Origin of the sequence: Sulfobacillus thermosulfidooxidans (assembly GCF_001280565.1) — a bacterium.
Taxonomy (GTDB): domain Bacteria; phylum Bacillota; class Sulfobacillia; order Sulfobacillales; family Sulfobacillaceae; genus Sulfobacillus; species Sulfobacillus thermosulfidooxidans_A.
On sequence record NZ_LGRO01000001.1, the window covers coordinates 1,250,140 to 1,261,322 of the forward strand.

The window sequence follows — 11,183 nt, forward strand, 5'->3', positions numbered from 1 at the left end:
TGTTCTCTCCCATTATACGAAATTTCCTTTTCGTGTTTGGGATTTATAGCAAAGCAGAAGGACTTTTCGCGACCATTGCCGAATAGCCATCATAATTGTTAGAAAGGCGGCGGAACTCGTGCAACATCCTCAGCCCGTAAAACCGCGCTTGTCCTTGTCACAAAATCTAGCCTTGAGCTTCTATTGGTTAACGTCAAACATTCAATGGACCGCTCTGATCATTATTGTGGTGCCCCGCGCGGTTTTATATATTGTGGGTCGTAGTGCATCCACTAGTGTTTTGTCTTCGCTTGTCGTATTAGGGTCTATCATTGCCACCTTCGTACAGCCGTGGGCAGGTTGGATTAGCGATCGTGTACGCCATGCATGGGGCAGGCGTCGCCCGTATATTTTATGGGGCACAGCAGGCAATGTGCTCGGGCTGATTATTATGGCGTACTCCGGGCATTCCTTACTCCTATTTGCCTTGGGTTACTTAATGGTGCAATTTTTCTCAAATCTTGCTCAAGCAGCGTATCAGGCTCTCATTCCCGACTTGGTATCGGAAGAACAACGAGGATTAGCATCAGGATGGATGGGATTCATGACGCAACTAGCTATCATTTTTGGGGCGTTAGCCCCCAATTATTTTGGGGATCCAGCCATTTACTGGATCCTTTCGGCCCTATTAGTGCTCGGTTGGGGTGTGACACAGTTTGGCGTTCATGAGATGGACTCGCGTCAGTTTGTGGTTCCCCGAGTAACTTTTGCTCAAGGACTTCGCCAATTATGGATCTCTCCTCGCGCATTTCCGGATTTTTGGTGGGTATTTGTCACACGGCTTATGATCATGTTAGGCTTTGCCACTTTGGAGAATTATTTGTTTTATTATCTCAAATTTACCGTTGGTCTTAACGATCCGGAATCCACTGTCTTTCGGTTATTGGCACTATTAACTTTAGGGTCATTAATTTCTGTGCTTACCGCCGGATGGCTATCGGATCGAGTGCATAAACGCCGAATACTCGTATTTGTAGGAGGATTGTTAATGGGGGCGACAGCCTTAACGTTTGTTTTCACCCACAGCATGTTTCTCATTTTAGCCATGGGCTTAGTTTTTGGCGTGGGTTATGGGATTTATTTGTCGACAGATTGGGCATTGGCAGTCGATGTATTACCGCCGGGACCAACCCAGGGACGTAGCATGGGATTATGGCAAGCGTCTTTTAATTTGGGCCAAGTTGGCGCTGGGTTTATTGCTGGCCTCTTAATCGGTTCTTTATCCCATGTTATGCCCTTGGGCCAGGCCTACCGCTTGCTCTTTTTAATCACGTTTCTTTATTTTGGAACCGGTTCTGTACTCATTTACCGCGTGCGCACAGCCGCATAAAATTGCCCAAACCCAAGAAAAATTAGCAGGAGTTTTGATAGCTCCTCACGAATTACTTATCCATTGTTATGCTATTGGAGGGACCGTAATGGCCACACGGAAACGAACGTCACAACATCTTGTGATTATGATGATGACGGCAACCCTCCTTACTTCCGTGCATCATATTGTGCCGTCAGGAAATAGCCGCACACCCCGCCGATTATTAGCATATTCAACCCAAAACCAACCAGGGCTCTACACGATTGAATTGCACAACGACACGGCTATTTCCAATATTTACTTGCTGCAAGCGGGAACAACCGTACGTTTAGCCGGCGTCTTAAAGGGCCATACCATAAGCGCTACGCGCATCGACGTGCTTATCCATGATAAGATGAGTCAGTGATGCACAGGAACGACGACGGAGGAAGGATAGCATGACACAGCGTGGATGGCTTATAACGCACAAAAACTGTCTAGATGGGGCCACTGCTGCCATCGTCGGCGAACAGTCTGGTTTGACTCCGATTTTCATCGAGCCGGACCGCGTCCTGGACGGATTGGCCATGATTGCCGATGATGCTCCGATCTACTTGGCTGATGTGTCTCTTAAACCTGAGCACTATCAAGGAGTATCGTCTCGTATCGCAAAACTATTGGATCATCATCAATCAGCCTTGCCACTCAGCCATTACCCCAATGTACTGATTGACCTGAGTAAATCTGGATCCCATCTTTTTTACACATTCGCCGTGGATCAAGGATGGTTAAGGCCTACACCCGAGTGGGAACGGCTCGTATACACGGTCGAGCGATATGATTTGTGGAAACCTGCGCATGAACCCGGTCAAAATCTTAACCGACTATTTCATACATTGGGCTATGATTGGTATCGGGAACGGTTTGCCGCAGGTTGGAACCCCTATCAGTCTCATGAGCAAGCGCTGCTGGCGGATCTCATCTTCCGCGAAAAACAATACATGAGAGAGCAACTCAAGCGTTCTGTGAAAATCTGGTCGCCACTACCGATGGTTGCTATTGCACTTAGTGAAGAAGGAGCAACCAATGAACTTGCCCACCGGTTATTGGCTGAAGGAGCTGCTCTTGTGGTTTTTATCAAGCCCGATGGCCGTTTATCCGCCCGCAGTGATGTACGGGTCGATGCGGCCAAACTGATGGAAGATGTATTTTCCGGTGGAGGTCATGCCCGTGCTGCCGGCGGACGGCTCGATCTGCCAGGACCTTATGACCAAGAAACAGCCCGAGCCGTCCTGGAACGGATTGCGAACTATTTGCGTCTTAACTCTGAGAGACTGTCAAAATAATCTTCCCGACATTTTGGTTGGTCACCATGTACTGGTGGGCTAGGCCGGCCTGTTCTAAAGAGAAGGTTTTATCAATCACCGCCCGTAATTGACCCGTGGCAAAAAACGCCATGGTTCTTTCTTGAAATTCCTGAATCAAGTGCATTTTGTCATAATCGGGACGCGACCGTAAAACCGTTCCACGAATATTGAGACGGCGACTTAAGACCTCTCGGAGGTTGACTGATGCATCACCACCGCTTAAAGTCCCGATTATGACAAGTACGCCTCCCGTTTTCAAACTCGCCAAATTACGGGATAAATAATCTTGGCCGATAAAATCTAATACGGCGTCGACGCCAGCTCCGTGAGACCATTCACGCACCTCTTCGACGAAATCTCGTTCCCGGTAGTTAATCGCTCGTTCCGCACCAAAGCCTAACACGCGTTGAACCTTCGCCGCGGATCCCACTGTGGTGGCCACGTGTAAACCGGCCTGGTGAGCTAGTTGTATCGCGGCGGAACCGACCCCTCCAGCGCCGGCATGAATTAAGACCTTTTGGCCCATGGTTAGCCGAGCCTTATCAAATAATGCGTCATACGCGGTCAGAAAGGCTTCGGGTATCCCTGCCGCTTCAATATCGCTTAACTCCTGAGGAATGATCCAAGCGTTGTCCTGAGGACAGGCAACGTACTCGGCGTAGGCTCCCCCTGAAACGAGGGCCATCACCCGATCACCTTCATGAAAACGGGTTACGCGTCGGCCGACTTGCACAACAACTCCCGCACATTCCAAACCCGGGATTTGGAATTCGGGCTTAGGATCTGGAGGTGGATACAACCCTTGGCGCTCCAATAAGTCAGCGCGGTTGACACCAGCAGCGTGAATGCGAATTAAAATGTCACCAGGTCCGCATTCAGGAATGGGAATCTCTTGAACCTGTAAGACTTCCGGACCTCCAAATTCATTTAAAACAATGGCCTTCACCTAAATTCCTCCTCATCTTGCCGCCGTACACCAGTGGTTGGTTAACGCTAAACCGCATAGTAATCTACTCTACGATTTTGCCCTTTTGTTGCCGCACATAGTTCCTCTTCTTATTGAGGGTAGAAACTTCTTGATCAAAATCCTTTACAATGCTAAGAAGAACAAAATCATAATACAGAATTTATCAGGAGGATGCCATGTCCTTTTCTGCCCTGGTCCTGGTGATGGCTGTCGCCACCGGAGCAAGTGTCGCCAATCTTTATTATAATCAGCCTTTGCTGGCTTTGATGGCCCGAACCTTTCATGTGGGCCCGGCCGCTATAGGCGTTGTGCCCATGCTGACACAAATTGGATACGCGACTGGCCTTTTGCTGTTCGTTCCATTAGCCGATTTATGGGAACGGAAAAAATTAATCGCCGGATTATTTGGACTAACCGCTGTGACCTTGGAAATTGTATCGGTGCTGCCACAGTTTTCAGCATTTTTGATAGCCAATTTTGCGTTGGGAGCGGTAACGGTTGTACCGCAAGTGATCGTACCTGTAGCCGCAGATATAGCTCCCGACAGTCAACGAGGTCGCGTAGTAGGGATTGTTATGAGCGGATTACTGATCGGAGTTTTATCTGCTCGCATGATTAGCGGCGTAATCGGAGATTGGTTAGGATGGCAGGCCGTCTACCGGTTCGCTGGTATTTTAATGATGATGTTTGTGATCGTCGTGATAACCATTTTCCCCATCTCTAGGCCACACACGCGACCTTTAACCTACAGAAAATTGCTGTACTCTTTAGGTCCCATCATCCTGAGAGAACCTGAATTGGTCAAAGCGTCTTTAACGGGTGCTGCACTTTTTGGAACTTTTAGTGCATTTTGGACCACATTAACATTTCGTTTAAATACAACGCCTTATCATTATACGGCGTCTATCATTGGGTTGTTTGGCTTACTCGGCATTGCGGGGGCCAGTATCGCCCCTATTGCAGGCCGCCTGGCTGACAAACGTGATCCGCGTATCACCATTACTGTGGCTATAGTCGTAGTGACCCTGTCGTGGCTATTGATGTGGCCGTTGTCATCTCATCTGTGGGCCCTCATCCTTGGCATTATTCTCCTGGATTTAGGCGTCCAAGCCGGACAAATCTCGAATCAGTACCGAATTTATGCGCTGCGTCCTGATGCCAGAGCCCGGGTTAATACCATATATATGGCCACTTATTTTTTAGGTGGTTCCGTGGGTTCGGGAGTAGCCAGTTTAGCTTGGGCCCATGCACACTGGACAGGAGTAACTTTCACCGCGCTAGGCCTTCTTAGTGTGGCGATAATTACTCACATTGCCAGCCTGAGACGGCTTCCTCTGATGAAATCGGTATGAAGAGGACGCCGAACATGATACAATGAGCGGCGAAAATATGTCTTTGGAGTGAAAACTTTGACAGCCAAATTCTTTCGTTTTTTGAGCATTGTAGGTGTATCCAGCACTTTAGCCACTATAACTGCCGGGTGTGGGCAACAAGCAGCCAAAACTCCCACGCACCCCAAGCAAGTAGCCAGCGGGCGAAATTTGCGGTGGAATGCACCACCCAAAATGTTTATAAATCCAAATAAACATTATTCAGCAACAGTTGATACCACGGCAGGAAGTTTTGTCATTACGTTATTTGCTAAGCAAGACCCGGTAGCCGTAAATAATTTCGTGTTCCTAGCCGACCACAACTTTTTCAATGGTGATGAAATCTTTCGTGTGATTAAACCCTTCATGTTTCAAACAGGTGATCCGTTAAACAACGGAACAGGCGGTCCTGGGTACCAGTGGAATGGAGAAAAACCGACGTTTCCTTATCAACCAGGCATCGTCGCGATGGCTAATGCCAACAATCCGAACACCAATGGTAGTCAGTTTTTCGTCTGTACTGGGCCTGAAAGCACCAGTTTAAATCAAGATCCCATTTACACAGAACTCGGACGCGTCACCAAAGGGTGGAATGTTGTTCAAAAAATTGCCAGCGGACCCGTGAAAACCAATCCCATGACTGGTGAGGATTCATTACCCATTCATCCCTATTACATTACTTCCGTGACCATTTCCGTCGGCGGATCACAATAATTCACGGAGCAAAGGACGGACATGTGGGTGAATGCTAAACAACCTATTCGCGTATTATTTGTCTGCGCCGGAAACATTTGCCGTTCTCCAATGGCGGAAGCTATTTTCCGGGCCAAAGTGCAGGAAAAAGGGTTAGCGGATCAATTTGTTATTGATTCCGCGGGAACCGGTTCATGGCATGTTGGGGAATTACCACATAAGGGAACGCAGGCGATATTGAAATCACATCATATCGCCTTTGACGGCATTCGCGCCCGCCAAATAAAGGCCAATGATGCCCGAAATTTCGATTGGATTTTGGTCATGGATCAAGACAATTGGAACGATGTGAAAGCCTTGATGCCAGAAGCCCAAAATGTTCATAAGGTCCTCGAGTTTTCCTCTAGCGCTGAGCGCAATGTCCCCGATCCGTTTTTTACGGGGGGATTTGAGCACGTTTATGCTTTATTAGAAGAAGCGCTCGACAACTTTTTACAAGTGGCCATCGATCGGGCACGGCAGAATTAAGTCGGGACTATCATTGTGGGCGTCATTAAGCTTCTTCGAAACGGGATAAACATGCCATGAATTTGACTCGACCGTTAACGATTGGTAAGCATCACTTTGACGAGCTAACCATAAAGGCACCTGTTCGTCTGTTAAGACCCATGGCATCCGGTCATGAATAGGGCGGATGACACCATCCGCTTGGGTGGTTAAAAGAACGACATGCCAAGAATCGCGCGCTGGTGAAGCGATTAAAATGCTCGCAATGGCAAAAACTCTGTCTAAAGTAAAGCGGAAAGGTTGACGTGTCGACCTTTCCCATTCATAAAATCCATCCGCCGGAACAATCACTCTTTGGTGGTGATAGCCCTCACGAAAAAGAGGTTTGTTATACACTGATTCACGGCGAGCATTAATCAACAATGAATGATGAACAGACACACCCCAGTGCACCCATGCCGCTTTCCATTGCCCATTTACGCGTTGACCAATCGTCAACACATTCTGAGTTGGAGCAACATTAAAGCGTGGAGTCCATGGAGGATTAAGGTCGTGTTCGACCGGCCATCTATCTGTTAAATCTTGCCAAGAAAATGTCGCACTAAACCGTCCGCACATGCTAGACTCTTCCTTAAAGGATCGTAAGTCACGTCGCTCAATGATGCATGTATTATGCCAAACAAATCGATTTCAAAATCCGTCTTGCCTCCATGTTACACTAGAAGGCGGAAAAGCCCAAGATGTGGAGGTGAATCATGAAAATATCGTCTGAATGTGCAGCATGTGTCTACTTGCAACTCATGCGAACCTTGGACCATCAAAAAGTGAATAACCATGTGGCCATTCAAGCTCAAGTCATGAGTCGCTTAGCTTCCCAATGGGAAACATTAGACAATCCTGGCATCGCCGTTTATCTCATGTATGAAATTGCGCAGAAAAACAACAAGGTGAAAGATCCCTACCGCGAAGACAAACGACTCGCAAACAGCATGGCTGAGACATACTGGCAGCAGCGTCCCATCCCCATAGATGATTTGGAGCGTCGATTTTTATATGCGGCAGCTGCCAATATTATTGATGCCGGATTAGGTGACAATACCCAGCGTCTTTTCCTGCAATTAGATCGGGCGATCCAACAAGGATTTGCACGCAATGACATTCAAAAATTTGTTCAGGCCATACCCGCATCAGGGAAAATCCTCTATATTAGCGATAATGCAGGGGAAATTGTTTTTGACCGCGAATTAATTCGGAGTTTACGCCATAAGGGATGGCATGTCAGTATTCTGGTGCGACATCATACTTTTTTAAATGATGTCACACGTGATGATGTCGAGGAAATGGGTTTGTCTAGCGTGGCTGATACCGTGCTGGATTTCGGAGAGGATTTTACCATGTGGAAATTATCTGATGAGGACCTTCAAGCATGGCAAGAAAAATATGACGGGGTCATCATTAAAGGGATTGCGAATCTCGAAGCCTTATCCCACCGAAATCTCCAGGTCCCAGCGCTATTTTTATACCGCGCGAAGTGTCCTCCTTCCGCTCGGCTCGCAGGGGTTGAGGGCAACACCAATGTGGCATGGTTGAAGGAATAAATTCCCTCAATTTGGGAAATCCTATAAAGACGATTTGGTGCTTTTTGGACCACTCCGGAATCCCATACGCTTGCGCATAATTCGTGGTACAATTTAGTCTTGTGTACAGGACCGATACGAAGTGACTGAGGTATTACATCAAGAAAAGGATTGGATGCCAATGCAAACGCGGACTGAAAAACCAGCCATAGGTTTTACCCCCCGTCAGCGATGGATTACTGGCATTCTTGCCATTTTGGGCGCAATCTTTGTGGCCTTGTCCGTTGCTTTGCATGCACGAATCCACAGTCGAATTAGCACGATTGCAATTAACGAAAAACAACCGGTTAAAGTCCTTGTAGGAGTTCGGGGGACAGCTACGGCACCAGCCTTTATTGGTTTTTTAGCTGTGGTTAAGCCAAACAGTCAAATTCTTACCGTGATTCCGTTGTCAGGTGATAAACCTATTTTGGGTCCTAACGGAAAAATGATGCCGTTATATAGCGCTATTAGTGGTGAAAGTCCTCAAGTGGTCACAAAAATGGTATCTGAAGCCACCGGGATACCGATTCACCATTATTTTTATTTTACGACGAATGATTTATTGATGGTTATGAACGCCCTATATTATCATAGCGATCATCATTGGCCGAAATTATTGACGCCCACTTCAATGCTAGCAACCTTTGGATATCCTGATGGTGTGTCCAGTCCCCAAGGCCAGGTCAAATTATTGTCAAAAATGGTGGATACATTGCCTGAGGTCAATCCACTGGTCGCCGGTGAACTCTTGGCTATGACGAAGAATTCCACCACCAATTTAACGGCATATCAAGTCTTTTCCCTAGCCAATTACATTCGTGGCGACGCATTACAATTAGGCTCGATAAAGCAACTAAAACATTCCGTCAGGAGGTCGCATGGCTAAAGACCTGACATCCGACTCGGCAGTCATTGTCAATCCCAAAGCCCAACTTACACACTTGACACCGCATGTGAAATGGCCTGTTGTCCGGTTGCTGCTTTGGCTTTTTCTCATTTCTCGGGCGTTTTTTATGGAAATTGGCGGCTTAGCTTATATCTATTTGCCACATGCCTGGATTGAGTCGCCCCCAGGCACACTGCCACCCACCGGTCAATTGCTTTATCATGTGACCTTCGGTTTGTGGGCTCACTGGGATGGATTATGGTATTTATCCATTGCCAATTTTGGCTATACTAACCGTCCCACTGCTACGGCCTTTTTTCCCCTGTATCCGTTCCTCATCCACATTTTCGGAGGCGGCGTTGTTGCGGGCGTTCTCATTAGCTTAGTATCATTTTCTTTTACGTTGTGGTTTTTGTTTCGTTTGACCCAATTGGAGTTTGGTCCCCAGATTGCTTGGGATACGGTATTGGTCTTGGCTTTCTTCCCTACGGCGTTTTATGCGAATGCTGTCTACTCGGAACCATTATTCATGGCACTTGCAATAGGATCCTTATATTTTGCGAGAACGCGCCGCTACTTTATCGCTGGACCACTAGCGATGGGAGCAACACTCGTAAGCATGTATGGTCTTCTCTTGTCCGCCCCGTTTTTGTTGCTCCTTTGGAAACAAGAACACCACCGAATTAAACCCTTGTGGCATACTTTATGGGCACCTTTAGGTTTAGCCATCTACATGGTGTTTCTTCTCATTCGCTTTGGTGATCCGTTGGTCTTTGAACATGCGCAAAGCAATTGGGGAAGACATTTTGAATGGTTCGGGGCTACATTGTGGGTCGCGACGATAAAAGCCTGGAAGGTTCTGGGACAGGCTCTCAATATCCATCAATTATTTGCGACGGGCATGCCTTCGTTGGATGCCAGCAATTTTTATAATTGGTTGTTTGCCATTTTTCTCATCGCCATGTTAGTTTTATCACTAAAATATTTGCCCACTTATTTGTGGCTGTATGAACTTTTAGCCATCGCCGTCCCCTTTTCCTATCCTGCCACGGGGAACCCGCTCATGTCCTTGCCGCGTCTCGTGATGGAAGCCTTCCCGGTATTTATCGCCTTGGGATTATTTATTAACCAAAGTCGGCTCCGGCGTGTGATATATTTTGCGGTTGCATTGCCCCTGGGTATCTTGTTTGTCGCATTATTTGCTACGGCTCACTGGGTGGCATAGCTCAAAAAAAAAACACCGCGTGTCCGCGGTGTTAATGGCTTCCACAACTACAACCATTTTGAGCATGGGGATTAGTCAAAACAAAGCCTTCTTGCATGGAATCCACTTGATAATCCAACACGCCTCCATCGATATATGGCCGGCTATTAGCATCCACGACCAAGGTCACTCCAGCTGCCTGGAACTGCTCGTCATCGGCCGATACGTGTTCTTCCCACGCCATACGGTAGCCGATACGACCACACCCACAAGCCTGTTGAGCGCTCACCCTGACATAATCCGCTTTCTTATCCGTGCCTAATTCCGCCAGTTTAGCAACCGCTTGAGGTGTCACTTCAATTTGTAAACTCATTCCATAGCCCTCCTTTAATCCCATCATAAAGGGCTAGTGAAGGGGTGTAAAGGCCAAACCAATTTTGTTGTAATAAAAAGAGACCAGCTGCCAACACAATGACGGTGGTAATCCACCCTGTCCGTGATGATGGCTGTCTAAAGTGGAACCACACCCGGGAGATCATCAGCCCCGTAAGAGATCCCAGAAGGAAAGGAATGAGCACTCGCCAATCGATGCTAGCTCGCACCATATTACGTATCGCCGTGGTTAAGGCAAAACTCGCAATCGTTAATGTCGAACTGCTCACAGCAATATTTTGCGGTAATCCACTCATTAACATGCTCGGGAGTGCTAAGAAAACGCCATTGACCCCAAAGTATCCGGCTAGGAATCCAACGCCCCCACCCAGCATGGCCAATCGCTTGCGATGAATCTTCCGAGTGCGGGCCAAAAACTTTGATATGATGAGTGATAATAGGGTATTTATCACTAATAATAGGCCGATTAAAGCCAAACGAATATGCGTCGTCAGATCATGTGGTATCAGCTTTGTGATCGTCATCGTGAAAAGTCCAGGCACTGTAAACCACAATGCCGGCCTTATTGCACCCCGGTGCGCATCCCGGCGCACAAGAAACAGCGCCACAGTCAGCACGAACGTCAGTGCGGCCACTGTCCCGAATAATTCGGCATGGGTCAAACCAAACAAATAATGCAGCACAATGATTGACAATATGAGTGTGCCGCCTCCAGCCGCCGCTAAAAGGAAGCCAATGCCAAGACCGGTGGAAAAAGCGAGCACACTGGCAATAATGGCACCAGACAGCACCGGCGCATCCTCCCTGCATCTTCATGATTGAAGTGATGCACAATAGGATGCGCGGA

The 11,183-nt window shown here is 47.6% G+C and carries 13 protein-coding genes; 9 read left to right on the plus strand and 4 right to left on the minus strand.

Annotated elements, in window-relative coordinates:
* Positions 1–118: 118 nt before the first annotated feature.
* The 3 genes from AOA63_RS06355 (at position 119) to AOA63_RS06365 (ending at position 2,676) form a co-directional block, all read left to right on the plus strand.
* The gene (locus AOA63_RS06355; protein WP_053958911.1) at positions 119–1,369 is read left to right on the plus strand and encodes an MFS transporter; all 1,251 of its coding nucleotides are present in this window, start codon (positions 119–121) and stop codon (positions 1,367–1,369) included.
* Between the two features lie 88 nt (positions 1,370–1,457).
* A complete protein-coding gene (locus AOA63_RS06360) occupies positions 1,458–1,757 on the plus strand; it encodes a hypothetical protein (protein ID WP_053958912.1) in 300 nt (99 codons plus the stop codon).
* Between the two features lie 31 nt (positions 1,758–1,788).
* Complete coding sequence (locus AOA63_RS06365; RefSeq protein WP_053958913.1) at positions 1,789–2,676, plus strand: DHHA1 domain-containing protein; 888 nt, start codon at positions 1,789–1,791, stop codon at positions 2,674–2,676.
* Here AOA63_RS06365 and AOA63_RS06370 read toward each other — a convergent pair.
* Complete coding sequence (locus AOA63_RS06370; RefSeq protein WP_053958914.1) at positions 2,651–3,643, minus strand: NAD(P)H-quinone oxidoreductase; 993 nt, start codon at positions 3,641–3,643, stop codon at positions 2,651–2,653. The genes AOA63_RS06365 and AOA63_RS06370 overlap by 26 nt on opposite strands.
* 197 nt (positions 3,644–3,840) lie before the next feature.
* Here AOA63_RS06370 and AOA63_RS06375 point away from each other — a divergent pair, with 197 nt between their 5' ends.
* From AOA63_RS06375 to AOA63_RS06385, 3 genes are read left to right on the plus strand one after another with little or no spacing between them, the layout of a single operon-like run.
* A complete protein-coding gene (locus AOA63_RS06375; protein ID WP_053958915.1) occupies positions 3,841–5,016 on the plus strand; it encodes an MFS transporter in 1,176 nt (391 codons plus the stop codon).
* A 48-nt stretch (positions 5,017–5,064) separates the two neighbouring features.
* Positions 5,065–5,748, plus strand: a complete 684-nt coding sequence (locus AOA63_RS06380; protein WP_278276942.1) for a peptidylprolyl isomerase — start codon at positions 5,065–5,067, stop codon at positions 5,746–5,748.
* A 21-nt stretch (positions 5,749–5,769) separates the two neighbouring features.
* Positions 5,770–6,255, plus strand: coding sequence for a low molecular weight protein-tyrosine-phosphatase (locus AOA63_RS06385; protein ID WP_053958917.1), 486 nt, complete (start codon positions 5,770–5,772; stop codon positions 6,253–6,255).
* Here AOA63_RS06385 and AOA63_RS06390 read toward each other — a convergent pair.
* Positions 6,220–6,852: an SOS response-associated peptidase gene (locus AOA63_RS06390; RefSeq protein WP_053958918.1), complete on the minus strand. Its 633-nt coding sequence runs from the start codon at positions 6,850–6,852 to the stop codon at positions 6,220–6,222. The two genes, AOA63_RS06385 and AOA63_RS06390, sit on opposite strands and share 36 nt — an antisense overlap.
* A 137-nt stretch (positions 6,853–6,989) precedes the next feature.
* Between AOA63_RS06390 and AOA63_RS06395 the strand changes: the two genes are divergently transcribed.
* From AOA63_RS06395 to AOA63_RS06405, 3 genes are all read left to right on the plus strand, one after another.
* Positions 6,990–7,832: a damage-control phosphatase ARMT1 family protein gene (locus AOA63_RS06395; RefSeq protein ID WP_053958919.1), complete on the plus strand. Its 843-nt coding sequence runs from the start codon at positions 6,990–6,992 to the stop codon at positions 7,830–7,832.
* 121 nt (positions 7,833–7,953) lie between these two features.
* Positions 7,954–8,739: a hypothetical protein gene (locus AOA63_RS06400; protein WP_206742812.1), complete on the plus strand. Its 786-nt coding sequence runs from the start codon at positions 7,954–7,956 to the stop codon at positions 8,737–8,739.
* On the plus strand, positions 8,732–9,964 hold the full coding sequence (locus AOA63_RS06405; RefSeq protein ID WP_053958921.1) for a hypothetical protein: 1,233 nt from the start codon (positions 8,732–8,734) through the stop codon (positions 9,962–9,964). Before AOA63_RS06400 ends, AOA63_RS06405 begins: the two co-directional genes overlap by 8 nt.
* Before the next feature lie 31 nt (positions 9,965–9,995).
* Here AOA63_RS06405 and AOA63_RS06410 read toward each other — a convergent pair whose 3' ends face one another.
* Together AOA63_RS06410 and AOA63_RS06415 are read right to left on the minus strand one after the other, a co-directional pair.
* Positions 9,996–10,316 carry a HesB/IscA family protein gene (locus AOA63_RS06410; RefSeq protein WP_053958922.1) on the minus strand — a complete coding sequence of 107 codons (321 nt, stop codon included), beginning with the start codon at positions 10,314–10,316 and terminating at the stop codon, positions 9,996–9,998.
* Positions 10,300–11,127, minus strand: a complete 828-nt coding sequence (locus tag AOA63_RS06415; protein ID WP_053958923.1) for a sulfite exporter TauE/SafE family protein — start codon at positions 11,125–11,127, stop codon at positions 10,300–10,302. The genes AOA63_RS06410 and AOA63_RS06415 overlap by 17 nt, the downstream gene beginning before the upstream one ends.
* Positions 11,128–11,183 lie beyond the last annotated feature (56 nt).